The sequence below is a fragment of the Nonomuraea composti genome, from assembly GCF_012034275.1.
In the GTDB taxonomy this organism is placed as follows: Bacteria; Actinomycetota; Actinomycetes; order Streptosporangiales; family Streptosporangiaceae; genus Nonomuraea; species Nonomuraea composti.
This window is the reverse complement of the sequence record NZ_JAATEP010000013.1, coordinates 65,629-91,741: the sequence shown is the minus strand read 5'-3', so window position 1 is coordinate 91,741 and position 26,113 is coordinate 65,629. Positions and strand designations below refer to the sequence as shown.

General features: G+C 73.9%; 23 protein-coding genes and 1 pseudogene. 20 read left to right on the top strand and 4 right to left on the bottom strand.

Annotated features, from left to right (window positions below; genetic code table 11):
• The first annotated feature begins 10 nt into the window (after positions 1-10).
• From HCN51_RS19980 to HCN51_RS19955, 5 genes and pseudogenes are all read left to right on the top strand, one after another.
• Positions 11-742, top strand: coding sequence for a methyltransferase domain-containing protein (locus tag HCN51_RS19980; RefSeq protein ID WP_168011040.1), 732 nt, complete (start codon positions 11-13; stop codon positions 740-742).
• Between the two features lie 9 nt (positions 743-751).
• Positions 752-1,471, top strand: a complete 720-nt coding sequence (locus HCN51_RS58135) for a hypothetical protein (protein WP_206067276.1) — start codon at positions 752-754, stop codon at positions 1,469-1,471.
• 390 nt (positions 1,472-1,861) lie between these two features.
• A complete protein-coding gene (locus tag HCN51_RS19965) occupies positions 1,862-2,755 on the top strand; it encodes an SRPBCC family protein (protein WP_168011039.1) in 894 nt (297 codons plus the stop codon).
• Complete coding sequence (locus HCN51_RS19960; protein WP_168011164.1) at positions 2,752-3,921, top strand: zinc-dependent alcohol dehydrogenase; 1,170 nt, start codon at positions 2,752-2,754, stop codon at positions 3,919-3,921. Before HCN51_RS19965 ends, HCN51_RS19960 begins: the two co-directional genes overlap by 4 nt.
• A 60-nt stretch (positions 3,922-3,981) precedes the next feature.
• A pseudogene (locus HCN51_RS19955) lies at positions 3,982-4,230 on the top strand (amidohydrolase family protein); the annotation flags it as partial.
• Here the strand turns inward: HCN51_RS19955 and HCN51_RS19950 are convergent.
• The 3 genes from HCN51_RS19950 to HCN51_RS19940 form a co-directional block, all read right to left on the bottom strand.
• Positions 4,210-6,075 carry a hypothetical protein gene (locus tag HCN51_RS19950; RefSeq protein WP_168011038.1) on the bottom strand — a complete coding sequence of 622 codons (1,866 nt, stop codon included), beginning with the start codon at positions 6,073-6,075 and terminating at the stop codon, positions 4,210-4,212. The pseudogene HCN51_RS19955 and the gene HCN51_RS19950 overlap by 21 nt on opposite strands.
• On the bottom strand, positions 6,068-7,522 hold the full coding sequence (locus tag HCN51_RS19945; protein ID WP_168011037.1) for a hypothetical protein: 1,455 nt from the start codon (positions 7,520-7,522) through the stop codon (positions 6,068-6,070). The genes HCN51_RS19950 and HCN51_RS19945 overlap by 8 nt, the downstream gene beginning before the upstream one ends.
• Before the next feature lie 189 nt (positions 7,523-7,711).
• Positions 7,712-8,542 (bottom strand): PaaX family transcriptional regulator C-terminal domain-containing protein, encoded by an 831-nt coding sequence (locus tag HCN51_RS19940; RefSeq protein WP_168011036.1) that lies wholly within the window; start codon positions 8,540-8,542, stop codon positions 7,712-7,714.
• Positions 8,543-8,738: 196 nt separating this feature from the next.
• Between HCN51_RS19940 and HCN51_RS19935 the strand changes: the two genes are divergently transcribed.
• The 15 genes from HCN51_RS19935 (at position 8,739) to HCN51_RS19865 (ending at position 25,767) form a co-directional block, all read left to right on the top strand.
• Positions 8,739-9,254: a flavin reductase family protein gene (locus tag HCN51_RS19935; protein WP_168011035.1), complete on the top strand. Its 516-nt coding sequence runs from the start codon at positions 8,739-8,741 to the stop codon at positions 9,252-9,254.
• The gene (locus HCN51_RS19930) at positions 9,251-10,588 is read left to right on the top strand and encodes an NtaA/DmoA family FMN-dependent monooxygenase (RefSeq protein WP_168011034.1); all 1,338 of its coding nucleotides are present in this window, start codon (positions 9,251-9,253) and stop codon (positions 10,586-10,588) included. Before HCN51_RS19935 ends, HCN51_RS19930 begins: the two co-directional genes overlap by 4 nt.
• Positions 10,585-11,760 carry an LLM class flavin-dependent oxidoreductase gene (locus HCN51_RS19925; protein WP_168011033.1) on the top strand — a complete coding sequence of 392 codons (1,176 nt, stop codon included), beginning with the start codon at positions 10,585-10,587 and terminating at the stop codon, positions 11,758-11,760. Before HCN51_RS19930 ends, HCN51_RS19925 begins: the two co-directional genes overlap by 4 nt.
• The gene (locus HCN51_RS19920) at positions 11,757-12,794 is read left to right on the top strand and encodes an LLM class flavin-dependent oxidoreductase (RefSeq protein WP_168011032.1); all 1,038 of its coding nucleotides are present in this window, start codon (positions 11,757-11,759) and stop codon (positions 12,792-12,794) included. Before HCN51_RS19925 ends, HCN51_RS19920 begins: the two co-directional genes overlap by 4 nt.
• Positions 12,791-13,906: an LLM class flavin-dependent oxidoreductase gene (locus HCN51_RS19915; RefSeq protein ID WP_168011031.1), complete on the top strand. Its 1,116-nt coding sequence runs from the start codon at positions 12,791-12,793 to the stop codon at positions 13,904-13,906. Before HCN51_RS19920 ends, HCN51_RS19915 begins: the two co-directional genes overlap by 4 nt.
• Positions 13,903-15,501, top strand: coding sequence for an ABC transporter substrate-binding protein (locus HCN51_RS19910; RefSeq protein ID WP_346433716.1), 1,599 nt, complete (start codon positions 13,903-13,905; stop codon positions 15,499-15,501). Before HCN51_RS19915 ends, HCN51_RS19910 begins: the two co-directional genes overlap by 4 nt.
• Positions 15,498-16,454 (top strand): ABC transporter permease, encoded by a 957-nt coding sequence (locus HCN51_RS19905; protein ID WP_168011030.1) that lies wholly within the window; start codon positions 15,498-15,500, stop codon positions 16,452-16,454. The genes HCN51_RS19910 and HCN51_RS19905 overlap by 4 nt, the downstream gene beginning before the upstream one ends.
• Before the next feature lie 6 nt (positions 16,455-16,460).
• Positions 16,461-17,243, top strand: coding sequence for an ABC transporter permease (locus HCN51_RS19900; protein WP_168011029.1), 783 nt, complete (start codon positions 16,461-16,463; stop codon positions 17,241-17,243).
• The gene (locus tag HCN51_RS19895; protein WP_168011028.1) at positions 17,240-19,042 is read left to right on the top strand and encodes a dipeptide ABC transporter ATP-binding protein; all 1,803 of its coding nucleotides are present in this window, start codon (positions 17,240-17,242) and stop codon (positions 19,040-19,042) included. The genes HCN51_RS19900 and HCN51_RS19895 overlap by 4 nt, the downstream gene beginning before the upstream one ends.
• Before the next feature lie 67 nt (positions 19,043-19,109).
• Positions 19,110-19,871, top strand: a complete 762-nt coding sequence (locus HCN51_RS19890; protein WP_080039018.1) for a GntR family transcriptional regulator — start codon at positions 19,110-19,112, stop codon at positions 19,869-19,871.
• Positions 19,862-20,089 (top strand): 4Fe-4S dicluster domain-containing protein, encoded by a 228-nt coding sequence (locus tag HCN51_RS19885; RefSeq protein ID WP_080039017.1) that lies wholly within the window; start codon positions 19,862-19,864, stop codon positions 20,087-20,089. Before HCN51_RS19890 ends, HCN51_RS19885 begins: the two co-directional genes overlap by 10 nt.
• An 11-nt stretch (positions 20,090-20,100) precedes the next feature.
• On the top strand, positions 20,101-21,492 hold the full coding sequence (locus HCN51_RS19880) for an ABC transporter substrate-binding protein (RefSeq protein ID WP_206067275.1): 1,392 nt from the start codon (positions 20,101-20,103) through the stop codon (positions 21,490-21,492).
• A complete protein-coding gene (locus tag HCN51_RS19875) occupies positions 21,489-22,391 on the top strand; it encodes an ABC transporter permease (protein ID WP_168011026.1) in 903 nt (300 codons plus the stop codon). Before HCN51_RS19880 ends, HCN51_RS19875 begins: the two co-directional genes overlap by 4 nt.
• Positions 22,388-23,101: an ATP-binding cassette domain-containing protein gene (locus HCN51_RS19870; protein WP_168011025.1), complete on the top strand. Its 714-nt coding sequence runs from the start codon at positions 22,388-22,390 to the stop codon at positions 23,099-23,101. The genes HCN51_RS19875 and HCN51_RS19870 overlap by 4 nt, the downstream gene beginning before the upstream one ends.
• The gene (locus HCN51_RS19865; protein ID WP_346433715.1) at positions 23,098-25,767 is read left to right on the top strand and encodes a fumarate reductase/succinate dehydrogenase flavoprotein subunit; all 2,670 of its coding nucleotides are present in this window, start codon (positions 23,098-23,100) and stop codon (positions 25,765-25,767) included. Before HCN51_RS19870 ends, HCN51_RS19865 begins: the two co-directional genes overlap by 4 nt.
• Here HCN51_RS19865 and HCN51_RS19860 read toward each other — a convergent pair.
• Positions 25,737-26,099, bottom strand: a complete 363-nt coding sequence (locus HCN51_RS19860; protein ID WP_168011024.1) for a hypothetical protein — start codon at positions 26,097-26,099, stop codon at positions 25,737-25,739. The two genes, HCN51_RS19865 and HCN51_RS19860, sit on opposite strands and share 31 nt — an antisense overlap.
• Positions 26,100-26,113: the final 14 nt, after the last annotated feature.

Genomic DNA, 26,113 nt, shown 5'->3' with positions numbered 1-26,113 from the left:
CGCTGGGCTGGTGTTCTCGCCCCAAGGCCCGTCGCTGCGGGAGCTGGCCGTCCAGGCGCTGTCGTCGGTCGAGCGCGGCTACGACCTGCTCGCCCCCAAGTTCGACCACACGCCCTTCCGCACGCCGGCCGCCCTGCTCGACGCGACCGCAGAAGCGCTGCGCCCGCTCGGCCCGTTCGGCCGCGGCCTCGACGTGTGCTGCGGCACCGGCGCCGGCCTGCGCGTCCTCGGCCCGCTGTGCCGCGAGCAGGTCACGGGGGTCGACTTCAGCGCGGGCATGCTGGAGCAGGCGCGCCGGGCGCACCCGCACGCCGAGTGGGTACGCGCCGACGCGCGCGCCCTGCCGGTCGCTGGGCCGTTCACCGAGTCCTTCGACCTCGCGGTCACCTTCGGCGCCCTCGGCCACTTCCTGCCCGCCGAGCGTCCCGCCCTGTTCGCCGGCGTGCGCCGCGCCCTGCGGCCCGGCGGCCTGTTCGCCTTCCCGCTCATCACCCCGCCGCCCGTCGGGTCGGCCTGGTACTGGGCGCTGTCCGGCTTCGACCTGGTCATGCGGGTACGCAACGCCGTGTGGCGCCCGCCGTTCGTCATGTACTACGGCACCAGCCGGCTGGGCGCGCTGCGCGAGGAACTGACCGCGGCCGGCTTCACCATGACCACGGTGCCGCTGACGGCGCTGGGCCGCCGCGCCGACGGCCTTGCGCGCGGCCGGCTCGTCCTGGCCCGTCGCCCGGGGCGGTCGTGAGCCGCGCCGATGCCGGGCGGCGCCATCATGACGGCGCCGGCGCCCACGTCGTCGCGGACGGCGCCGTCGGCCACGGCGGCGCCGATCAAGCTCGGTGACGGCCTGCTCCAGCGCCCGGCCGCCCTCGGCCGGCGCCTCGCGGGTGGGGACGTGGCGGTAGAGCGTGCCGACACCCACGCCGGCGAGGCGGGCGCAGTCGTCGAAGCGCAGGTCGAAGAAGTCTCCGGCGTCGAAGAGCTCGCGGGCCTTGGCGAGCAGGGCGTCACGGTTGCGCCGGGCGTCGGCGCGCAGCGGCTTCTCGGCGGTCACGGGCACCGCGTCGCCCGCTCGTGGCCGGTGCGCTACCGCGAGACGCTGCCACCCGGCCACGACTTCGACCTCATCGTGCTGAGCGTGCCGCACCACCGCCTCCCGGAGGCGGCGGCCTTCCTCGCGCCACGCGTCGGCGACGCCACCGTCCTGGTCTTCGGCACCCTCGGCCGGCCTCCGTCCGGACGCGAGACGCCTGGCGCGCGGCCCGCTTCCGCCAGGCCGGCTTCCGGCTCAAGGAACGACCCGACTTCCGCGTCCGGCTGCGGCTGCACTTCGTGGCGAACGCCGGCCTGCACGCGCAGGGCCTGCGGCTGGGCTCGCTGGCCGACATGGTGGGCGCGACGGGCGACCTGCGCGAGGCGTTCCGGGCCACCCGCGAGCTCCTCCCGCTCGTCGAGGCGCGCGGCGTCGACCTGAGCCGGCACCGCGGCAGCGTGCTGCCCTTCCGCGCGCCCACCTGCCTGACGGCGCCCGCCCTCGCGGGGCTGCCCGCCCATGTCACGCCGGTACGCGCGAACTTCCCGGCCCACCCCGACCCCGAGGCCCAGGAGCCGCGCGAGATCTGCCGGGACGCCCTGGCCGAAGCCCGCCGGCTGGGCGTCGCGGCACCACGGCTGGAGGCGGCCGAACCGTACATCGCGCGAGGAGCCGGGCCCGGCCTGAACCGGGCGGACGTTCCGCGCGGTCCCAGGGCGCCGGGATCCGCTGGTGTCATCCGTCGTGTCAGGGGCAAGGGACGCGGGACGCGGGGGCGTCAGCAGATCGCAGGCCGCCCGCGGCGCACGCACACCTCACCGATTAGGACGCATGATGACCGACAAACTCGCCCGCGCGCTCGGGTGGACCAGCCTCGCGCTGGGCATGGCGCAACTGGCGGCACCACGGGCCGTGACCCGCCTGTGCGGCGTCGACGACGCGCCCGGGGCCACGGCCGTCGCCCGGCTCGTCGGCGGGCGCGAGCTCCTGCACGCCGCGCTGCTGCTCGGCGCCAAGAACCCGGCCCCGTGGGCGTGGACCAGGGTCGCCGGCGACACGATGGACCTCGGCGTCCTGGGCCGGGCCGCCGCCCACCGCACCGGCGCCCGCCGCGCCCGCGCGCTGGCCGCGCTCGGCGCCGTCGCCGGGATCGCCGCGCTCGACGCCGCCTGCGCCCGGCGCGGCACCGCCAAGGCCAAGGGCCCGCTGCAGGTGCGCGCCACCATCACCGTCAACAAGCCGCGCGAGGAGGTCTACCGCTTCTGGCGCGACCTGGAGAACCTGCCCTCCTTCATGGTCCACCTGGACTCGGTCCGCACCCTCGACCAGCGCCGCTCCCGCTGGAAGGCCAAGGGCCCGATCGCCGACCTGGAGTGGGAGGCCGAGATCATCGACGAGCAGGCGGGCGACCTCATCGCCTGGCGCTCCGTGCCCGGCACCGGCGTCCCCACCGCCGGCCTGGTCGGCTTCACCGACGGCCCCGGCGGGCGCGGCACCGTCGTCGACGTCTCCCTGGAGTACGGCGCGCCCGGCCGCAAGCTCGCCGCCGCCGTCGCCCGGATCTTCGGCGAGCACCCCGAGCAGCAGGTCCGCGACGACCTGCGCCGCTTCAAGCAGGTCATGGAGACCGGCGAGGTGGTCCGCTCCGAGGGCAGCCCCGAGGGCCACCGCGCCCTGCGCCAGCTCCACCAGCGTCCCGCGCAACCGATCGGAGGACGGGCATGAAGGCCGTCGTGTGGGCGGGCCGCAACCGCCTCGAGGTCCAGGACGTCCCCGACCCGCGCATCCTCAACGCCCGCGACGCGATCGTCCGCGTCACCTCCACCGCGATCTGCGGCTCCGACCTGCACCTCGTGGACGGCTACATCCCCACCGTCAAGAAGGGCGACGTGCTCGGCCACGAGTTCATGGGCGAGGTCGTCGAGGCCGGCCCCGGCGTGCGCGACCTGCGCCCCGGCGACCGCGTCGTGGTGCCGTTCCCGATCGCCTGCGGCGCCTGCTTCGCGTGCGAGGACGGCCTGTACTCGCTGTGCGAGAACTCCAACCCCAACGCCGGGATGGCCGAGAAACTGATGGGCCACGCGCCCGCCGGCATCTTCGGCTACTCCCACATGCTCGGCGGCTTCCCCGGCGGGCAGGCCGAGTACGTGCGCGTCCCGTTCGCCGACGTCGGCCCCGTCAAGGTCGACGACGACCTGACCGACGAGCAGGTGCTGTTCCTGTCCGACATCTTCCCCACCGGCTTCATGGGCGCCGAGATGTGCGACATCAAGCCGGGCCAGACGATCGCGATCTGGGGCGCGGGGCCGGTCGGGCAGCTCGCCGCGGCCAGCGCGTTCCTGCTCGGCGCCGACCGGGTCATCGTCATCGACCGCTACCCGTACCGGCTCGAGCGGGCCCGGCGCACCGGCGCGGAGATCCTCGACTACGGGGAGGTGAACGTGCTGGACGCGCTGCGCGACATGACCGGCGGGCGCGGCCCCGACGCCTGCATCGACGCCGTCGGCATGGAGGCCCACCACCCGACCCCGGCCATGTACGCCTACGACCGCACCAAGCAGGCCGCCCGGATGGAGACCGAGCGCCCCTACGCGCTGCGCGAGGCCATCATGGCCTGCCGCAACGGCGGCGTGGTGTCCGTCATCGGCGTCTACGGCGGGTTCGTCGACAAGTTCCCGATGGGCACCGTCATGAACCGGTCCCTGACCATCCGCACCGGCCAGTGCCACGTGCAGCGGTACACCGAGCCGCTGCTTGGGCGGATCCGCGCGGGCGAGATCGACCCCAGCTTCGTCATCTCGCACCGGATGCCGCTCAGCGAGGCGCCGCACGCGTTCGACCTGTTCAAGCACAAGCAGGACGAGTGCAACAAGGTCGTCCTCACTCCGTGACGCCGGCCTTCGCGGCGGGGAGCCGGCGCCACCCGGCCTGAGCAGCGCCCCGCCGGCTCCACGCTCCGATGCCGTCGCCACCGAGCGCCCGGCGCCGAGGCGCTGCGCGCCGCCACCTCCCTGGCGGCCGAGGTGTGCGGGCTCGGCGACCGGAAGGGGCGGCTGGCTCCCGGGTACGACGCGGACGTGCTCGCCGTGGACGGGAACCCGCTGGAAGATCCCGCAGCCCTGCACCGCATCCGCGCCGTCTACGTCCGAGGGCACCGCCTGCCCGGCGTGGGCGCCGGGTCACCGGAGCTCCAGGGGTGAGGGGCGCCGGTGGTCGTCGAGCGGGTCCCGCCCCTCGTCCGGGGCCGCGTCGGCGGCGGGCCACTCGAAGGTGGGGTCGGGGTCGGGTGAGCGGGGCAGGAGGCGGCAGTCGGCGGCGAGGAGGTAGACGACCCGCGGGTCCGACGACGTGATGGCGACGGGCCCGTAGGTGACCCACCGGATGCTCAGGTCGCTGTCGAAGTCGGTCACCTGCACCTTGGCGTGGTGCCCGGCCCGCGTGCGGACCGCGAAGCACGTGCCCGGGGTGAGCCGGTTGTCGCTGGACGGGCCGGCGGGCAGGAAGTCCTCGCCGTAGCGCAGGCCGTGCAGGTCCATGGCGCCCAGGGCGTCGAAGTCGCCGGGGCCGAGCAGTTGCAGGCCGGCGGTGCCGCAGCGGGCCAGCCGCCACTTCGACAGGTCGCTCTGGTCCCAGCGGACGTCGGCGTCCTCGGCAGCGCAGGCGGTGCCGAGGTCGAAGCTGAAGGCGGCCTGGTAGCCGAGGGTCGCCGCGCCGGCGGAGACGACGTTGAGGTCGACGTCCGGGTCACGCGGCGCCGGCTCATCCATGGCGACGGTGAACGCGGTGTCGGGCAGGCGGAGCCGGTGGCGGACGTCGGCGGCGGTGACGGGCTCCAGCGGCCCGAGGTGCGTCGGCGCCGGCAGGGCGGCTCCCGCCGACAGGGCCTCGATGACCCTGCGGATCACCCGCACGTCGCGGGCCAGCACGATCCGCTCCACGTACGCGGTGCACCGCCCCTCGGGCGGGTCGGCGCCGTCGCTCAGCGGCGGCTCGGCGCCGGCGAAGCGCCACGCCCTGCTGCCGAACAGGTCCATGGGCGACTCGAACCACGGCCGCACCACCTGGACCACGCAGTAGTCGAAGGTGACGGCCGTGACGGAGGAGTCGAGCCCGGTGGGCAGGTCGCGCGGCAGGGTCCGGCCGCCGTCCCGCTCGGCCAGCTCCATGAGGACGTCGCGGGGCAGCCGCACGCGCCGCCACGTGCCGTCGAGCGCCGTTGCCGGGCGGTAGTAGGTGGGGACGTACCGTTCGCCGTTCGGCGAGGTGCGCCAGTGGTCCGCGCGCCGGGGGTCGAACGAGCGCCGGAACTCCGCCCACACCCGGGCGGGCAGGCGGGCGCCGAGCCGGTCCTTGGTGTCCAGGGCCCGCTCCACCTCGTCCTTGTGGCCCTGGCTCTCCCAGGTGTGGCGGGCCGCGCGGCAGGCGGCGGCCAGCTCGGGCTCCTCGCGCTCCCAGCGCCGCCGCTCCTCGGGGTCGTGCGACAGCTCGGCGGTGTGGCGGAGCTGGTCGTAGTGCGCCTGCGCGGCGTGGTACGCCTGCGCGGCGGTGAGATAGTCCTGGTAGATCCTGCTGTACGCCAGCGGCCCGCCGCCGGAGGCGTCCTCGAACAGCAGGGCGCGGGCCTCCTTGTAGCGGCGCCGCTCCGGCTCCGGCAGGTCGTCCACGGCGAGCTCGGCCCCCTGGACCCACCGGCAGACCTCCCACAGCGGCGTCTGCCCGGGCCAGCCCCACCGGCTGCCGCTCATGACGCCGTTGGCCAGCACGGAGAAGTCCGCCAGCGTGGCACTCCGCTCCGCGTCCATGCCGCCGTCCATGCCGCCGTCCATGGCGCTGTCCACGTCGCCGTCCATGGCGCCGTCCATGCCGCCGGAGAAGCGCAGCCCGTGCGCGGTGTAGGTGATGGGGCTCAGCGGCACCTCGATGAGGTGGCCGTCCTGGGCGAGCATCGCGCGCAGCTTGGCCGCGACGCCCGCGACGATCACGGCGTCCAGCGCGCGGGGAGGGCGGCTCTCGCCGCCCTCCCCGCCCGGCGCTCGCTCAGCCAAGCTGGTCTTCCTTGATGCCGGGGAGCAGGTCGGGCGTCTTGCCGAACAGGTGGTTGCGGAACGCGATGACCTGCATGCCGGGCACCTTGATGGTGGCGCCGTCATGCTCGTAGCGGTACTTGCGGCCGCTGCTGCTGGAGCCGTAGCTGCCGCCGAGCGTCAGCGGCCCGATGCCGAAGCTGTCGGCTCCGCCGACCTCCTTGCTGAAGGTGTCGAGGGCCTTGGCCAGGTCTTCCGACTCGATGACGAGGTTGCGGACGAGCAGCATCTGCAGGCCGTACCCGACGAGCTTGCCCTGCGGGGGCCGCTCGCCGTCGGACGGCGGCTCGCCCCACCTCCAGCCCGCGCCGGCGGGCAGGTCCCAGCCGCGGTTGGTGAGGAACTCCGGCGAGAACCAGGGGCGGACGATCTGCACCTGCGTCATCTCGAACGACAGGTCGAAGCTGTCGAGGTGGTGGTCCTTGTGGAACTCCGTGGAGCTGGAGTGGTGCCCGCCGGAGACGGACCACAGGCCGCTGTCGAACTGCCCGCCGGCGTCCCAGCTGTCGCTCTCCTTGACCTTGTCGGTGTCGGTCATCTCGTGGTACAGGCTGTAGCCGGTCCAGCCGTCGGAAGTGGCGAACCCGGCCGGCACCACCGTCGTGTACGGGAACTCGATGCCCTCGGGCGAGCTGAGGATCGCGTGCCGGTAGGCGTTCTGCAGATCGCCCTTCCAGTGGATCATCGAGCGCTGGGTGATCTGCTCGATCCGGTCGCGGATCTCCTGGATGTCCTCGCGGTAGCCGGTGGCCCCCCACGAGGCCCAGGCGTCGTCGACGTCCTGCCGGTAGATCGCGCCGTTGAGCTCCCAGTCCTGGACGGCGACGTTGCCCTTCTCGCCGGTGGCGGCCTGGGCGGCGATGCGCTTGGCGTTGTAGGTCAGGACGGCGTGCTCGTACCTCTGCTTGGCCTCGTTGTAGGCGCGCACGGCCGGGGAGTCCTCGGTGACCTCCTTCTCCCGGCCGAGCAGGTCCTTCTGCGTCACCGTGACGGTGAGCATGCCGCGCAGCCGCTTCAGCTCCTCCTGCTCGGCGTCGGTCAGCGACTGCTTGATCACCTTGGACTGCTTGAGGATCTCGTCGTACATGACGCTCATGCGCGAGCCGTCGCGGTTCTCCCAGATGGCCTGCTGCTCCTCGCCGTCGAGGGGCTGCTGCGGGTCGGGGAGGTAGTCGACGGCCATGGCGAAGTTGAACGCCTGCTGGTAGCGCTGCCTGCTCTCCTCGGCGGTCCTGCCGCTCAGGCCCCCGGCCGCGAAGTCGAAGTCCCCCTCCTCGAAGGGCAGGCCGGGCATGCACCAGGTCAGGAACGCGTCGGCGGGCGGCTTGACGCTCGCGTCTCCGCCCATGAGCACGTGGTACATCTGCGTACGCAGCGCCCTGGCCAGCGATTCGATCGTGTACGACATGGTGCGACTCCTCTCGGCCGGCAGCCGGAGCAGGTGCCTGGCGCACCTTCCGAGCCTTGCCGTCCATGACTGTGCAGCACCGACGATAGCCGTGCGTGATCGATTCATCGCGCAAGGTGATGATGAACGGGTGCGCGCCGCCGCGAAAGCCCACAACTGCGGGGTGCGGCGTCGGCCGGTCGTGGAGCGTCAGCCGGCGTCCATGGCGTCGTACGCGGCCTGCGCCCGCCGGTGCCACCGGTTGCGCAGGTCGTGGAAGACGGCCGCGGCGCGCGGCCCCGGCCAGCCCGGCCGCAGCAGCTCGGCGGGCAGGTCGGGGTCGAGGAACGGGAAGCGCCGCCACTCCTGGATGAGCAGCACCTGGGACGCGAACGCGTCGAGGTCGGAGCCCGGGGTGACGCGCTCGAAGCGCTCGATGAACCGCAGGTAACGCCTCTCGACGTCGCCGAGGTCCCACGCGGCCATGATCAGCTCGCCGGTGTCGCCGATGTCTGCGGCGGGGCCCGTCCAGGCGAAGGCCCGGCCGTCGAGGTGCAGCTCGCGCAGCACGTCGCGGACGGCGGCGGCCTTGGAGGCGTCGGGGATCACCCACAGGCCGGGGGCGGGGGAGCCGAGGCCGAGCCAGGTGAGCCGGGTGCGCAGGCGGTGGCGCAGCCGGCGCTGGGTCTCCGGCACGCCGGCGGTGAGCACCAGCCAGCGGCCGTCCCAGTCGTGCGGCCCGCGCATGAACCCGTAGATGCGCTCGGTGCCCTCGCGCAGCAGCCGGTCGCCTGCGCCGGTCAGGCTCCAGCGCACGCGGCGGCCGTGCCGGGCGGGCTCCAGCAGGCCCTCGGCGGCGGTGCGCGACAGCGCCTGGCGGGCCGACTTCTCCTCCACGCCGAGCGTGCCGAGCGCGGTGACCAGGGTGCCGGTCCACACCTGGCCGCCGCGCGGGAGCACGAACTCGCCGAGGATGGTCAGCAGCAGCGAGCGGGCCCCGGCGCCCGGCTTCTCGCGCGGGCGCGGCGCGTCGGCGGCCACGGCGGCACCTTCCTCTACAGACCTGCGACGGCGACGAGGCCAGTGTAGAAGGTCATGCCCGGCGACGAGACAATAACCCCAATAACAAGTAGGAAATATTGACTTAAGTGAATCGTCGGCTTAGCGTCATGACCATGAGCCAGGGCCTCCCCCGCACCACTCGCCATCACCAGCCCAGCCATGGAAGGAGCGCGGCATGACCGAGACGCTGCCCGGCCGCGCCGTCGGCGCCGACCACTTCCGCCGCGCCCTCGCCGTGCACGCCAGCGGCGTCGTGGTGATCACCGCGCAGAGCGGCGGCGTCCCCGTCGGGCTGACCGCCACGTCGTTCTCCTCGGTCAGCCTCGAACCGCCGCTGGTCTCCTTCTACGTGGACCGTTCCTCGACCACCTGGCCGCTGCTCGGCGCCGCCGACCACTTCGCGGTCAACATCCTGGCCAGCGACCAGGCCGAGGTGGCCGCCCGCTTCGCCCGCAAGGGCGCCGACCGGTTCGCGCCGCCCACCCGCTGGCGGCCCGGGCCGCTCGGCGCGCCGCTGCTGCTCGGCGTCTCCGCGCACCTGGTGTGCCTGCCGTACGAGCGGGCCGAGGTCGGCGACCACATCCTGGTCGTCGGGCAGGTCGCCGAGGTCGCGACCCACCACACCGGCCGCCCCCTCCTGTACCACCAGGGCCGCTTTGGCCGCTTCCTGCCGCACCCGGAGAACCGATGAGCGCGCGTCCCGGGCGGCCCCGCAAGCAGGTCCATCTCGCCGCCCACTTCCCTGGAGTGAACAACACCACCGTCTGGACCGACCCCCGCTCGGGCAGCCAGATCGACTTCGCCTCCTTCACCCACCTGGCCAGGACCGCCGAGCGCGGCAAGCTCGACTTCTTCTTCCTGGCCGAGGGGCTGCGGCTGCGCGAGCTCAAGGGCCGCATCCACGACCTCGACGTGGTCGGCCGCCCCGAGTCGCTGACCGTGCTCAGCGCGCTGGCCGCCGTGACCCACCGCCTCGGCCTGGCCGGCACCGTCAACGCCACCTTCAACGAGCCGTACGAGCTGGCCCGGCGCCTGTCCACGCTCGACCACCTCAGCGGCGGCCGGGCCGCCTGGAACGTGGTGACCACCTCCGACGCCTTCACCGGCGCGAACTTCCGGCGCGGCGGCTTTCTCGACCGCGCCGACCGCTACGAGCGGGCCGCCGAGTTCGTCCGCCTGTCGCGCGAGCTGTGGGACTCCTGGCGGCCGGACGCGATCGTCGGCGACCAGGCGGACGGCCGCTTCCTGCGCCCCGGCGCCATCGGCCATGTCGAGCACCACGGCCGGCACTTCTCCGTCGAGGGCCGCTTCACGCTGCCCCGCAGCCCGCAGGGGCATCCAGTCATCATCCAGGCCGGCGACTCCGCCGAGGGCAGGGAGTTCGCCGCCGCCCACGCCGACGTCATCTTCACCGGCCACGGCTCCCTGGAGGACGGCAAGCGCTTCTACGCCGACGTCAAGGGCCGCCTGGCCAGGTACGGCCGCGAACCCCACCAGCTCAAGATCATGCCCGGAGTGACATTCGCGCTGGGCGACACCGAGGAGGAGGCCGCCGAGAACGCCGCCGACATCCGCCGCCGCCAGGTCGGCCCCCAGACCGCGATCGCGTTCCTGGAGCAGGTGTGGGGCCGCGACCTGTCCGCCTACGACCCCAAAGGCCCGCTGCCCGACCTCGAACCCGACCTGTCCGGCGACCTCTCCCAGGGCCGCGTCCCGATCAAGGACCGGGCCGCGGTGGCCGCCAAGTGGCGCGCCCTGGCCGCGGAGAAGGGGCTGTCCATCCGCGAGCTGGTCATCGAGGTGACCGGGCGGCAGACGTTCGTCGGCACGCCCGGCACGGTGGCGCGGCTCATCGACGAGCACGTCCAGGCGGACGCCGCCGACGGGTTCATCCTCGTCCCGCACCTGACGCCCGGCGGCCTCGACGAGTTCGTGGACCGGGTCGTGCCGCTGCTGCAGGAGCGCGGCGCCTTCCGCGCCGACTACACCGGCACCACGCTTCGTGACCATCTGGAGCTGGCATGACGCTGCACCTCGCCGTCGCGCTCGACGGCGCCGGCTGGCACCCCGCCGCCTGGCGGGAGCCGGCCGCCGCCCCGCGCGCCCTGTTCTCCGCCCGCTACTGGGCCGGCCTCGTCACCGAGGCCGAGCGCGGGCTGCTCGACTTCGTCACCATCGAGGACGCGCTCGGCCCGCAGTCCACCCGGCCCGACGGGCCCGACGACCGCACCGACCAGGTACGGGGCCGCTTCGACGCCGTGCTCCTGGCCGCCCGGCTGGCCCCGCTCACCCACCACATCGGCCTGGTGCCGACCGCGACCACCACGCACACCGAGCCGTTCCACGTCGCCATCGGCATCGCCACGCTCGACCACGTCAGCGGCGGCCGGGCCGGCTGGCGGCCGCAGATCTCCGTGCGCGCCTTCGAGGCCCGCCACTTCGGCCGCAGGAACTTCCCGCCGCTCGACCAGGTGCTCACCAGGCCGGGCGGGGCGGACCTGTCCGCCGACCCGCACGTGCGCGACCTGTTCGAGGAGGCGGGCGACGCGGTCGAGGTGGCCCGCCGGCTCTGGGACAGCTGGGAGGACGACGCCGAGATCCGCGACGTCGCCACCGGCCGCTTCATCGACCGCGGCAAGCTGCACTACATCGACTTCGCCGGGCGCTTCTTCTCCGTCAAGGGCCCGTCCATCACCCCCCGCTCACCCCAGGGGCAGCCCGTCGTGGCCGCGCTGGCGCACGCCCGGCTCCCGTACGAGTTCGCCGCCGCCCACGCCGACGTCGTCTTCGTCACCCCGCACTCGGCCGCGGACGCCCGCGCCATCGTCGCCGAGATCCGGCGGCTGAACGCGGACGTGCGGATCTTCGCCGACCTCGTCGTGTTCCTCGGCGACGACGCGGCCGGGCGCAAGGCCCGCCTGGACGAGCTCGACGGCACCGAGCTCGTCTCCGACGCCGCGATCTTCACCGGGCACGTGCGGGAGCTGGCCGGGCTGCTGCTGGAGTGGCGGGACGCCGGGATCCAGGGGTTCCGGCTGCGGCCCGGCGCGCTGCCGTACGACCTGTGGCAGATCACCTCCGGCCTGACGGCCGAGCTGCGCGCCCGGCAGGCGTTCCGGAGCAGGTACGAGGCCGGGACGCTGCGCAGGCTGCTCGGCCTGCCCCGCCCGGTGAGCCGCTACGCGGAGGCCCGATGAAGTTCCTGCTCATCACGCTGATCACGCACACCGGCGGCGCGACCACCGAGCGGTTCCGCGAGGTCGTCGGCAACGCGGTGCTGGCCGAGGAGCTCGGCTTCGACGGGTTCGGGGTGGGGGAGCGGCACGAGCGGCCGTTCATCTCCTCCTCGCCGCCGGTCGTGCTCAGCCACATCGCGGCCAGGACGTCCAGGATCCGCCTGTTCACCGCCGTGACCACGCTCAGCCTGCTCGACCCCGTGCGCGCCTACGAGGACTACGCCACGCTCGACCACCTGTCCGGCGGCCGGCTGGAGCTGATCATCGGCAAGGGGAACGGTGCGGCGCAGGCCAAGCTGTTCCACGTCACCGCCGAGGACCAGTGGGAGCGCAACCGCGAGTCCTACGAGCTGTTCCGTCGCCTGTGGCGCGAGGACCGGGTCACCTGGACGGGCCGGTTCAGGCCGCCGCTGGTCGAGGCCGAGACCTGGCCGCGCCCGCTGCAACGCCCGATCAGGGTCTGGCACGGCAGCGCCACCAGCAAGGAGTCGGTGGACCTGGCCGCCCGCTACGGCGACCCGCTGTTCTCCGCGAACGTCACCAACCCCATCGACCCCTACGCCGAGCTGATCGACCACTACCGGGAACGCTGGGCCCACTACGGGCACGACCCCGCCGACGCGCTGGTCGGAGCCGGGAGCGCCGGCTTCTACGCGGCCAGGACCTCCCAGGAGGCCATCGCCACCTACCGGCCGATCTTCGAGGCCCGCGTGGCCTTCCAGCGCGAGCTCGGCCTGCCGATCGTCTTCCCCACCCTGGAGGACGCCATCGAGCGCAGCTCCCTCCTCGTCGGCAGCCCGCAGCAGATCATCGACAAGGTGCTGCGCTACCACAAGCGGTTCGGCCACGAGGTGATGCACCTGCACGCCGACGCCGACGGGCTCACCCCCGCCCAGCACCGGTCGGCACTGGAGCTGTTCCAGGCCGAGATCGCGCCCGTGCTGCGGGCCGAGATCCCCAGCCGGCCGTTCCCCTCCCCAGGAGGTGACTCATGACCCTGCCCCCGCAGGCACCCCTGTCCATCCTCGACCTGAGCCCCGTCCCCTCCGGCGGCACCGCCGGCGACGCGCTGCGCAACACCCTCGACCTGGCCCGGCAGGCCGAACGCCTCGGCTACCGCCGCTACTGGGTGGCCGAGCACCACTTCGCGCCCGGCGTGGCCTCCTCGGCGCCCGCCGTGCTCATCGGCCTCATCGCGGCGGCAACCGCCACCATCCGGGTCGGCTCCGGGGCCGTGCAGCTCGGCCACCAGACGCCGCTGTCGGTCGTCGAGCAGTTCGGGCTCATCGACGCGCTCCACCCGGGCCGCCTCGATCTCGGCATCGGCCGCTCCGGCCAGCGCCGCGCCGAGCTGGCCCAGCAAACGGCACCTCCCGCCCACCCGCCCCAGGAGCGGGTCGTGGACGGGCTGCTCATCCCGAAACCGTTTGACTTCTCCACGCTCGTCACCCACCCGCAGCTCGCCCACCACGCCACCCTGCTCCAGCAGCCCGGCGCCCACACCCCCGACTTCGCCGCCCAGATCGACGACGTGCTCGCCTTCCTCGCCGGCACCCACGAGGCGCACGCCGTGCCCGGCGAGGGCGCCGACCTGCAAGTGTGGATCCTCGGCAGCAGCGGCGGGCAGAGCGCCCAGGTGGCCGGGGAGCGCGGGCTGCCGTTCGCGGCCAACTACCACGTCAGCCCCGCGAGCGTGCTGGAAGCCGTCGAAGCCTACCGGGAGGCCTTCAAACCCTCCGCCGAGCTGGCCGAGCCGTACGTGCTCGTCTCCGCCGACGCCGTCGTCGCCCAGGACGAGACCACCGCGCGCGAGCTGGCCTCCCCCTACGCCCTGTGGGTGCGCAGCATCAGGACGGGCGCCGGCGCCATGCCGTTCCCCACGCCCGCCGAAGCCGCCGCCCACACCTGGACCGGCGCCGACCGGGAGCTCGTCCGCGACCGCGTCGACACCCAGTTCGTCGGCACCCCCGAGCAGGTCGCCGAGCGGCTGCGCGTGCTGCGCCGCGTCACCGGGGCCGACGAACTGCTCGTCACCACCATCACCCACGACCACGCCGACCGCGTGCGCTCGTACGAACTGCTCGCAGAAGCCTGGAACCGCACGTGAAGCGCCTGATTCCCGTACTCCTGCTCGCCCTGGCGGCCTGCGGCGCCCAGCCCGCCGCGCGGCAGGCCGCCCCCACCGGCCTGACCTGGGCCGTCGAGACCCAGCCCATCACGCTCAACCCGCAGCAGTGGTCGCAGAACAAGGCCAGGCTGCTCGTGTTCAACCAGTTCGACGCCCTGCTCACGAGGAACAAGGACGGCTCGTTCGGGCCGTGGCTGGCCAAGGCGTGGAAGGTGTCCGGCGACGAGCTGACCTACACCCTCACCCTCAGGGACGACGTCACCTTCCACGACGGCACCAGGTTCGACGCCGCCTCCGTCAAGGCCAACCTCGACCAGTTCTTCGTCGAGGGCTACAACGCGGCCGTGGCCGGCATCCAGCTCCGGGCGTTCAAGGAGGCGAAGGTGCTCTCGGCGACCACGCTGGAGATCACCCTCAAGGAGCCGGACGCCCTCTTCCTCGACTTCCTCGCCTCCCCTTACGCCGGCCAGATCTCCCCGAAGTCGCTCAAGAGCGCCAAGGACCTCAAGTTCGGCGGCACCGAGCTGGCCGGCACCGGGCCGTTCATCCTCGACCGGTACGTGCCGGGCCAGGAGCTCCACTACCGCCGCAACCCCGCCTACACGTGGCCGCCCGCCGGGGCCGCGCACCAGGGCCCCGCCGACCTGGCGGAGATCACCTACCGGTTCCTGCCCGAGGCCGCCGTCCGCGTCGGCGCGCTCACCTCCGGCCAGGTGCAGGTCATCGAGGGCGTGCCCGCCACCGAGGCCGGCCTCATCAAGAACGACCCCGGCCTGACCCTGCAGACCGCGCTCAACTCCGGCACCTCCTTCTCCTACTACTTCAACACCTCCCGCGCCCCCTTCGACGACCAGCGCGTACGGGAGGCCTTCCGCGCCGCCGTGGACGTGGACGCCGTGCTCAAGGCCGTCTACCAGGGCACCGCCACCAGGGCGTGGAGCATCGTCGGCAAGGCGAGCCCGTTCTACGACGCCTCCCTGGAGAACACCTTCGGCGGCGACGTCGCCCAGGCCAACAGGCTGCTCGACGAGGCGGGCTGGAAGCAGCGCGACGCCCAGGGGTACCGCGTCAAGGACGGCAAGCGGCTCAGCGTGCGCACGATCGCGTCGGCCGCGTTCATCCGCGACCGGCGCGACATCCTCGCCCAGGCCATCCAGGCGCAGGTCAAGCAGAACGCCGGCATCGACTTCCAGGTCAAGATCGTGGACCAGGGCACCGCGCAGAAGGCCCTCGACGACAACGACTACGAGGTGTTCGAGAACTCCCGCGGCGACTCCGACGCCGGCGCCGCGCTCAACCTGCTCCTGCCGGGCAAGGGCGCGCTCAACCGCACCCACTTCTCCGACCCGGACGTGGAGAAGTGGATCGCCGAAGCCTCGCGGACCTCCGACCAGGCGCGGCGCAAGGAGCTGTACGCCAAGGTGCAGCGGGTGGTGGTGCGGGACAAGGCCATCGTGTTCCCGCTCTACGTTCCCGCCGACCAGATCGCCGCGCAGAAGAGCGTCCAGGGGCTCGGCTTCCACCCCGCCTCCGGCACCCCCGCGAGCGCCTACGACGTGCGGATCGGCACATGACCGGCCGGCTCGCCGCGCTGGCCCGGCTCGGGGCCGTCAGGCTCGGGGTCGTGCGGCGGCTCGGGACGGGGTTGGCCGTGCTGTGGGCCGCCGCCACCGCCTCGTACGTCGCGCTGCAGATCGCGCCGGGCGACACCGTGGACATCCTGGTCGGCGACGGGGCCGACACGCCGGAGATCCGGGCCGCGATCATCAAGGAGTGGGGGCTCGACCGGCCCGAGATCGTCCAGTACCTCGCCTACCTGTGGCGGCTGCTGCACGGCGACCTGGGCCGCTCCTACCAGTTGCAGCGCGGCGTCGGCGAGGTGCTGGCCACCCAGATCGCGCCGACCGTCCAGCTCACCCTCGCCGCGGCGGCCACCGGGGTGACGCTGGCCGTCGTCATCGCGCTCGCCACCGCCGGGCGCGGGCGGGCGGCGCGCGGCGTCGCCTCGGCGGCGGAGCTGGTGGCGGTGTCGGTGCCACCGTTCCTCATCGGGATCGTGCTGCTGGCCGTCTTCTCGTTCACGCTCGGCTGGTTCCCCGTCTCCGGCGCGCAGGGGCCGCCGGCGCTCGTGCTGCCCGCGCTCGCGCTCGGGCTGCCCATCGCGGGGGTGCTCGGGCAGGTGCTGCGGGGCGGGCTGGAGCGGGCGCTGGAGCAGCCGTTCGCGGTCACCGCGCGGGCGCGCGGGCTCACCGAGCGGGCGCTGGTCGCCCGGCACGCGCTGCGGCACGCGCTCATCCCCGCCGTGACGCTGGCCGGCTGGTTCACCGGCACCCTGCTCGGCGGGGCCGTCATCACCGAGGCGCTGTTCGGGCGGCCCGGGCTCGGCCGCGTCGCCATGGAGGCCGTCACCGGGCGCGACATGCCGGTGGTCATGGCCGTCGTGCTGCTGTCGGCCCTCGTGCACGTCACCATCAGCACCCTCCTCGACCTGGCCTACCGCGCCATCGACCCGCGAATCCGAGGCTGAAGCCGCATGCCCCTCGCGTTCCTCCTGCTGCTCGCCCTGGCGGTTGCCGCGCCGGGCCTGCTGACCGGCGCGGACCCGCTCGCCGCCGACCCGCTCGCCGCGCTCGCGCCGCCCGGGCCCGGGCACTGGCTCGGCAGCGACCACCTCGGGCGCGACGTGCTGGCCAGGGTCGTGTACGGCGCCCGCCACTCCGTCAGCATCGGCGCCGCCGCCACCGCCCTGGCCGTCACCGCGGGCGTGCTGCTCGGCCTGGCCGCCGGCCTGTCGCCCAAGTGGCTGGACGAGGCGCTGGCGCGTGCGTTCGACGTGCTGTCCACCCTGCCCGAGCTGCTGCTCGCCCTCCTCGTCGTCGCGATCACCGGCCCCGGCACCGGGAACGTCATCTTCGCCATCGCCGTCGCCCAGATCCCGAACTACGCCCGCGTGATCCGCGCCCAGACCTTCGTCGTCCGCCGCTCCGGCTACGTCGAGCAGGCCGTCACGTTCGGCCGCCCCCGCCTGGCGATCACCGCCGGTCACGTGCTCCCGAACGTGCTCGGCCCCATCCCCGTGCTGGCCACGATCGGGATCGGGCAGGCCGTCATCGCCGGCTCCGGGCTCAGCTTCCTCGGCATGGGGCCGCAGCCGCCGGCCGCCGAGTGGGGCGCGATGCTCTCCGAGGCCCGCAACTACCTGCGGGTGGCCTGGTGGGAGGCGCTGTTCCCGGGCCTGGCGATCACGCTGACCGTCGTCTGCCTGACCGTCGTCGGCCGCCGCCTCCAACGCCGCTTCGAGGGAAGGACCCCATGACCACCACCCACGACGAGAACTCCGCACCCCTGGTCGCCGTGCGGGACCTGCGGGTCGCCTTCAAGGGGACGGACGTCGTGCGGGGCGTCTCGCTGTCCGTCGCGCCCGGCGAGTGCGTGGCCGTCGTGGGCGAGTCCGGGTCCGGCAAGAGCGTCACGGCCCGGACCCTGCTCGGGCTCGCCGGTCCGGGCGCGGCGGTGCGCGCCTCCGCGTTCACGATCGGCGGACGCGACGCCCTGGCGTTCGGGGAGCGGGAGTGGCGCAGCCTGCGCGGCAGGTTCGCCGGGCTCGTGCTGCAGGACGCGCTCGTCTCCCTCGACCCGCTGCGGACCGTCGGCGCGGAGATCGGCGAGGTGCTGGCCACCCATGACGTGGTGCCGCGCAAGTGGCGGCGCAGCCGGGTGCTGGAGCTGCTGGAGTCGGCCGGGGTGCCGGAGCCGGAGGCGCGGGCCGGGCAGTACCCGCACGAGCTGTCGGGCGGGCTGCGGCAGCGCGTCCTCATCGCCTCCGCCCTCGCCGCCGAGCCCGAGCTGATCATCGCGGACGAGCCCACGACCGCGCTCGACGTCACCGTGCAGGCCCAGATCCTGCGGCTGCTCGCCGCCCGCAAGGCCGCGGGCACCGCGCTGCTGCTGATCAGCCACGACCTCGCCGTCGTCGCATCGATCGCCGACCGCATCCTCGTCATGCGCGAGGGCCGCGTCGTCGAGCAGGGCCCCGCCCTGGACGTGCTGGGGGCGCCCGCGCACCCGTACACGCGGGCCCTGCTGGCGGCGGTCCCGTCGGCCGCCTCCCGCGGCACCCGCCTCACGGACGGCACCCCTCTTACGGCGGGCACCCCTCTTACGGCGGGCACCCCTCTTACGGCGGGTACTCCTTCCACGGAGGGCGCCGGGCTTCCTGCGCGCCCCGCCGCCCCCGGACAGGTGGTGCTCGCCGGGTCCGGGCTGGTCCGCTCCTTCGGCCCCCGCCGCGTCGTGCGGGACGTCTCCTTCACCCTCCGGCGTGGCGAGACGCTGGGCATCGTCGGCGAGTCCGGGTCGGGCAAGACCACGGTGGCCCGCCTGGTCATGGCCCTGCTCGACCCCGACCACGGCGAGGTCGCCCTGCACGGCGTGCCCTGGAGCGGCCTGCCCGAGCGGCTGCGCCGCCCCCGCCGCCCCACGATCCAGCTCATCTCCCAGAACCCCCTGGACTCCTTCGACCCCCGCCACACCGTCGCCCGCCTGATCGCCGAGCCGCTGCGGCTGCCGAGGGCCGAGCGGCGGGCGCGGGTGCTGGAGCTGCTGGCCCGCGTCGGCCTCCCGCCGGAGACGGCCGGACGGCATCCGCGCGAGCTGTCCGGCGGCCAGCGGCAGCGCGTCGCGATCGCCCGCGCGATCGGCCCCCGCCCCGACGTGCTGGTCTGCGACGAGCCCGTCTCCGCCCTGGACGTCTCGGTGCAGGCGCAGGTGCTGGACCTGCTGGCGGAGCTGCGGGCCGAGTACGGCACCGCGATGCTGTTCATCTCCCACGACCTGGGTGTCGTCCACCACGTCGCCGACCGGGTGCTCGTCATGAAGGACGGCCGGGTGGTGGAGGAGGGGGAGGTGGACGAGGTGTTCACGGCGCCGCGCCACCCGTACACGAGGGATCTCGTGGCGGCGGTGCCCAGGTTGCCCGTCGGCGGGGTGGCCACAGAGCCCGGGTTGCCCGGCGGCAGGGTGGTCGCGGTGCCTGGGGTGGCCGCCGACGCCGCCGACGGGGTGGCGGAACGGGCGGGGTCGGCGGCAGAACCGCAGGTGAGCGCGGGGATGTGAGCCGCGGGGAGGTGGCGCAACCTCCCCGTTATCCCCTTTTTCCTACTCATTTAGTAGGTTGAGGGGTATGGAACGGGTGGCCCTCGACGATCGGCGGCGCCGGGCGGATCGTGCCCGGCAGATCGCCGACCTGCTGAGAAGACAGATCATCCACGGCGGCTTCCCCGGCGGGCAGCTCCCGCTGGAGGCGGCGCTGGCACGCGAGTTCGACACCTCGCGCAACACCGTCCGGCAGGCACTGGACCTGCTGCGCGAGGAAGGGCTGGTCGACCGGTGCCCCGGGGTGGGCACCACGGTGGCGGCCGAGAAGTACCCCCACGGCCTGCACCGCCTGCTCGGCCTGGCCGAGACGCTGCACGAGCACGGCCAGGTCGTCAACCAGGTGCGCACGATGACCCTCATCGAGCCGCCCGCCCCGGTCAGCCACCGCCTCGGCCTGGAGCCCGGCGAGCAGGTCGTCTACCTCGAGCGGCTGCGCAGCCTCAACGGCCTGCCGCTCTCGCTCGACCTGACGTACCTGGTGCGCGACGTGGGCGAGCCGCTGTTCGACGAAGACCTGGCGGGCAACGACATCTTCGTCCTGCTGGAGACGATCGCCCGGCAGCCCCTCGGCATGGCCGAGCTGACCCTGGAGGCGGTCAACGCCGACCCGCACACCGCCGCCGCGCTCGGCACGCCGCGCGGAGCCGCGCTGCTGATGGTCGAGCGGCTGACCCACCTGGCCGACGGCCGGCCGGTGGATCTGGAGTTCATCCGTTTCCGCGGTGACCGGCTCACCATGCGCGGACACCTGCGGCGTACCGAGAAAGAGGAGCACGCATGGCCCTGATCGAGCAGCGGGTCGAGGTGCCCGTGACGATCGACGAATCCCTGTGCATCGACGGCTGCACCCTCTGCGTGGAGGCGTGCCCGCTCGACTCACTGGCGATCAGCGACGAGACCGGCAAGGCGTACATGTACGTGGACGAGTGCTGGTACTGCGGCCCCTGCGCGGCCCGCTGCCCGGTCGACGCGGTCACCATCAACATCCCCTACCTGCTGCGATGAAGGAAAGCGCCATGCGCACAGCTCTGACGGCGGCCGCCCTGCTCCTGGCGGCGACGGCCTGCTCGGTCTCGGGGGCGGCGGGCGACGGCGGCGGGAAGACCAGGCTCGTCGTCGGCTACCAGTCCAAGACCATCAACACGGTCACGGCGGGCACGTTGCTGCGCTCGCTGGGCTACCTGGAGAAGCGGCTCGGCGACCGGTACACGGTCGAGTGGCAGGACTACGAGACCGGCGCGCCGATCACCGCCAAGATGGTGGCCGGGAAGATCGACATCGGCTCCATGGGCGACTACCCGCTGCTGATCAACGCCGCGCGGACCCAGCCGGTCCCGGCCGCCCGTACCGAGCTGATCTCCGTCACCGGCTACAACCTGCGCGGCGGCCTCAACATGGTGCTCGTCCCGCCCGCCTCCAAGGCGCGCACGCTGGCCGACCTGGCCGGGACCAGGATCTCCGCCAGCGTCGGCTCGGCCGGGCACGGCACCCTCGTCCAGGCCATGGAACGCGCGAAGATCACCGCCGAGGTGGTCAACCACCAGCCCGCCGTCGGCGCCGCACAGCTCGAGTCGGGCGGCGTGCAGGGGTACGCGCAGTTCGTCGCCTGGCCCGGCCTGCTGGCCTTCCAGGGCAAGGGCCGCCTGGTGTACGACGGGTCCGCGCTCGGCGTGCCGACCTTCCACGGCGTGGTGACCCGGCAGGCGTACGCCAAGGAGCACCCCGAGGTCGTGGACGCCTTCCTCAAGGCCCAGCTCGACGCCACCCGCTACCTGCACGAGCACCCCCTGGAGGCGGCCGAGTCGGTCGCGAAGGACACCGGGCTGCCCGCCGAGGTCGTCTACCTCTACAACGGCCGCGACGGCATCTCGACCTTCGACGTCACGCTGAAGGAGCCGCTGCTCAAGGCGCACCAGCGCGACGTCGCCTACCTCAAGCGGATCAGCCCCGACTTCTCCGGCGTGGACCTGACGTCGTTCGTCAACGACGGCTACCTGCGCAAGGCGTACGGGGCCGCGTACGACAAGGACCGGGCCTCGACCGCGAACCCCGCCGCCACCACCGGCACCGACCCCGTCTGCGGCAAGCCGGTCACCGACCCGGCGACCGCCTCCGAGCTGTGGCTGTCCGGTGAGAACACCACCCGGCCCGCCGCCACCCCCACGTGCCTGCTGCGGCAGGTCGCCGCCGCCGCAGGGAAGGTGCGGGCCGCCTACGTGCCCGACACTGTGACCGGCACCCGGTGGCTCGCCGACCAGTCGGTGTGGCTGAAGGGGCCCGGCGGCACGTTCCTGCCGTTCACCACGCAGGAGGGCGCGGACGCCTACCGCGAGCGGCACCCGGAGACCGAGCCGATCACCTACGCGGAGGCGCTCAGGTCGGCGGCGGAAGGAGGCGACGCCCGATGACCACCGAGACCCGCACCGACCCCGCCCCGCCGACCGCGACCCTGCCGGACACGATCAGGGCGGCCGAGCCGCCACCGGACGTGGCACAGGCGGGCGCCGTCGGCCGGCGTCCCAGGGCAGGCGGCAAGGGGCGGCGGCGGCTCGTCAGGGCCGGGTCGCTGCTGGCCGCCGCCGCCCTCTGGCAGCTGCTCACCGTCACCGATGCCCACCTGTGGCTGCGCTTCGACCGGCTGCCCACGCTGGGCGAGATCGGCGCCCGCGCCGCGAGCCGGGTCACCACCCCGCTCTACTGGCTCGACCTGCTGCAGAGCCTGATCAGGATCCTCACCGGTTTCGGCCTGGCCGCGGTCGCGGGGGTGGCCGCGGGCGTGCTGGTGGCCAGGTCCGCCAGGGCGGGGGACGTGCTGACGCCGCTGTTCGAGGCCGCGCGGCCCATCCCGGCGATCGCGCTGGTGCCGGTGGCCATCCTGCTGTTCCCGGCGGACGAGCAGGGCATCGTGTTCATCACGTTCGCCGCCGCGTTCTTCCCGATCATGGTGAGCACCCGGCACGCCGTCCGGGCCCTGCCCACGCTGTGGGAGGACGCGGTCAGGACGCTGGGCGGCGGCCGGCGGCACGTGTTGTGGCACGTGGTGCTGCCGGGGATCCTGCCGGGCGTGTTCGGCGGCCTGTCGGTAGGCATGGGCGTGTCGTGGATCTGCGTCATCTCGGCGGAGATGATCTCGGGGGAGCTGGGGGTCGGCTACCGGACGTGGATGTCGTACACGATCGTCGACTATCCCGCCGTGATCGTCGGCATGCTCACCATCGGCCTGCTCGGCTGGCTGACCTCGGCCGCCGTGGAGCTGGCGGGCCGCCGCGTGACGCGCTGGCTGCCCAGGGCGGAGGAGGCGTCGTGACGCTGGGCATCACGCTGGAGTCGCTGTCACTCGGGTACGCGCGCGGCCCCGTACTGAACGGGATCGACCTGACGATCCGGCCAGGAGAGGTGCTGGTGATCGTCGGCGCGTCGGGGTCCGGCAAGTCGACGCTGCTGCGGGCGCTGGCCGGGCTGCTGCCCGTGCACGGCGGCCGGGCCCTGGCCGGCGACGAGGAGATCACCGGCGCGTCGCGGGAGCGGGCGATGGTCTTCCAGGACGACGGGCTGCTGCCGTGGCGCACGGTGCGGCGCAACGTCGAGCTGCCGCTGCGCCTGCGCGGCCTGCCCCGGGGCGAGCGGAAGGCGGTGGCGCGGGAGTGGCTGGCCCGCGTCGGCCTGGAGGGGCACGAGGACCGGCTGCCGCGCGAGCTGTCCGGCGGCATGCGGCAGCGCGTCCAGCTCGCCCGCGCCCTGGCGGGGGCGCCGCGCGCGGTGCTGATGGACGAGCCGTTCGGCGCGCTCGACGCGCAGACCCGCGCCGGCATGCAGGCCCTGCTGCTCGACGTGCTGCGCGACACGCGGGCGACGGTCGTCTTCGTCACCCACGACGTGGACGAGGCGCTGCTGCTCGCCGACCGGGTGGTGGTGCTGGGGCACGGCGGCATCCGCACCATCGTGGACGTGCCCGGCCCCCGCGACTCCGCCGCCGACCGTACCGCGCTGCGCGCCCAGATTCTCGAGGAGTTGTGAACGTGGAGATCCCCGCGATCGAGGACCGCCTGCACCTGGAGTGCGAGGTGCTGGTCGTCGGCGGCGGCACCGCCGGGACGATGGCCGCCATCACGGCCGCCGAGCACGGCGCCCGGGTGCTGCTGCTGGAGAAGGCGCACGTGCGCCACAGCGGCGCGCTGGCCATGGGCATGGACGGCGTCAACAACGCCGTCATCCCCGGCAAGGCGACACCCGAGGGCTACGTCGCCGAGATCACCCGCGCCAACGACGGCGTCGTCAACCAGAAGACGATCTACCAGACCGCGACCAGGGGCCACGACATGGTGCGCCGCCTGGAGCGTTACGGCGTGAAGTTCGAGAAGGACGAGCACGGCGAGTACGCCGTGCGCCGGGTGCACCGCTCCGGCAGCTACGTGCTGCCGATGCCGGAGGGCAAGGACGTCAAGAAGGTCCTCTACCGGGTGCTGCGGCAGCGCCACCTGCGGGAGAAGGTCCGCATCGAGAACCGCGTCATGCCGGTCAGGGTGCTCACCTCCGGCGGCCGGGCGGTCGGCGTGGCCGGCTTCGACTCGCGCTCTGGCCGGTTCGTGACGGTCGCCGCCGGCGCGGTGATCCTCGCGACCGGCGCGTGCGGCCGGCTCGGGCTGCCCGCCTCTGGCTACCTGTACGGCACGTACGAGAACCCGGCGAACGCCGGCGACGGCTACGCCATGGCCTACCACGCCGGCGCCGAGCTCAGCGGCATCGAGTGCTTCCAGATCAACCCGCTGATCAAGGACTACAACGGCCCGGCCTGCGCGTACGTGGCCAACCCGTTCGGCGGCTACCAGGTCAACAACAAGGGGGAGCGGTTCGTCGACTCCGACTACTGGTCGGGGCAGATGATGGCCGAGGTGTCGGCCGAGATCGGCTCAGCGCGCGGCCCCATCTACCTGAAGCTGTCGCACCTGCCCGACGAGACCGTCACCGCCATCGAGAACATCCTGCACACCACCGAACGCCCGACCCGGGGCACGTTCCACGCCGGGCGCGGCCACGACTACCGCACCCACGACGTGGAGATGCACATCTCGGAGATCGGCCTGTGCGGCGGTCACTCCGCCTCGGGCGTGTGGGTGGACGAGCACGGCGCCACCACCGTGCCCGGCCTGTACGCGGCGGGCGACCTGGCGTGCGTGCCGCACAACTACATGATCGGCGCGTTCGTCTTCGGCGACCTCGCCGGCGCGCACGCCGCCGCCCACCACCGCCCGCCCGGCGCGCTGCCGGAGGACCAGATCGCCGCCGCGCAGGAGCTCGTCTACCGGCCGCTGCGCCACCCGGACGGGCCGCCGCAGCAGCAGGTGGAGTACAAGCTGCGCCGCTTCGTCAACGACTACGTGGCGCCGCCGAAGACCGGGGCCAAGCTGGAGATCGCGCTGGAGTCGTTCGAGCGGATGCGGGAGGAGATCGCCGCCATGGGCGCGCGGACGCCGCACGAGCTGATGCGCTGCGCCGAGGTGCACTTCATCCGCGACTGCGCCGAGATGGCGGCCCGCTCGTCGCTGGCCCGCACCGAGAGCCGGTGGGGCCTCTACCACGAGCGGGCCGACCTGCCGGGCCGCGACGACGCCGAGTGGCTGTTCCACCTCAACCTGCGCAAGCGGGCCGACGGGGCGATGGAGTTCGTCAAGCGGCCGGTGGAGCCGTACCTGGTGCCCGTCGAGGAGTTCACGCCGGTCGCCGCCGAGCCGGTGGTGCTCGGGACGCGGGGCAGCGTGGCGGTCGCGCGGCGCCAGACCGGCGAGCGGGTGCGGCACGCCGCCGTGGGCCGCTCGCCGCGCATCCTGGAGCTGCACCGGCTGGCCGAGCAGCAGCCCGCCGTCGCCGACCTGGCCCCCTACCTCGCCGACCCCGACCCGAAGGTGCGCCGCGCCGCCATCGCCACCCTCACCGAGACCGTCCCACAGGGCACCGGCCTGGCGCTGGCGGCGGCGCTCGACGACGCGCACGGCACCGTCCGGCGGGCCGCCGCCACCGGCCTGATCGAGCTGGTCGAGGTCCTGCCCGCCACCGATGAGCTGGCCACCGCGCTGGCCGCGCGGCTGGCCGGCGGCGACGCCACCGTACGGGCGGCGGTCCTGGACGTGCTGCGCGCCCTGCGGCTGGGCGGCATCGAACGGTTCCGCCCCGCCCTCGCCGACCCCGACCACCGGGTGCGGATCGCCGCCATCAGGGGGCTGGTCTCCCTCGACGCCGCCGCCGAGGTGGCCGACGCGGCCGGGGACCCGTCGCGGGAGGTCCGGGTGTGGACCGCCAAGGGCCTCGGCCTCGTCGGCAAGCCGTCGCCCGCCCTGGCCGTCCTCGCCGCCGACGCCGACCCCCTCGTCAGGGCCGCCGCGCTGGAGTCGTCGGCCGCCACCGGCGACCCGCTGGTGGCGCCGGCCCTCGACGGGCTGCGGGACCCCGCGTGGGAGGTGCGGGTGGGGGCGGCGCGCTGCCTGGCCGCCGCCGACCCCGCCACGGCGGCGCCGCCGCTGGCCGCGGCCCTGTCGGACCCCAACCTCGACGTCCGCAAGGCCGCGGTGGTGGCGCTCGGCTCGTGGGCGGCCCTGCCCGAGGTGGAACGGGCGTTGCGGGGCGCGCTCGACGACACGGACGCCGACGTCCGCGCCTACGCCCGCCGCGCCCTCCCCCCGTCCTGACCTCCCGCCCCGTCCACAGGGCCGTAGTACTTGACGCTGCTCAGGTACACGGGCGCCTGGGGCTGCACGACGACATTGCCGTCACCGTGCACGTTCACCTGCGAGGCCGGCACGGCGGCCTCGGGCGGCGGGTCAGGAGTGGCCTGGTGCTGCCGGATCATGGACACGACGGTCAGCACCAGGCCCGCCGCGCCGATCGCCAGGCTGCCGACGCTGGCGTAGCGGTCGGCGTCCTCCAGGCTCTGCCCGTACAGGAAGGCTCCCGCGCCGAGGACGGCGGCGGACAGCAACAGCGCGCCGGACCAGCGCAACCACCGGGGAAAGGTACGCATCACACTCCCATCGG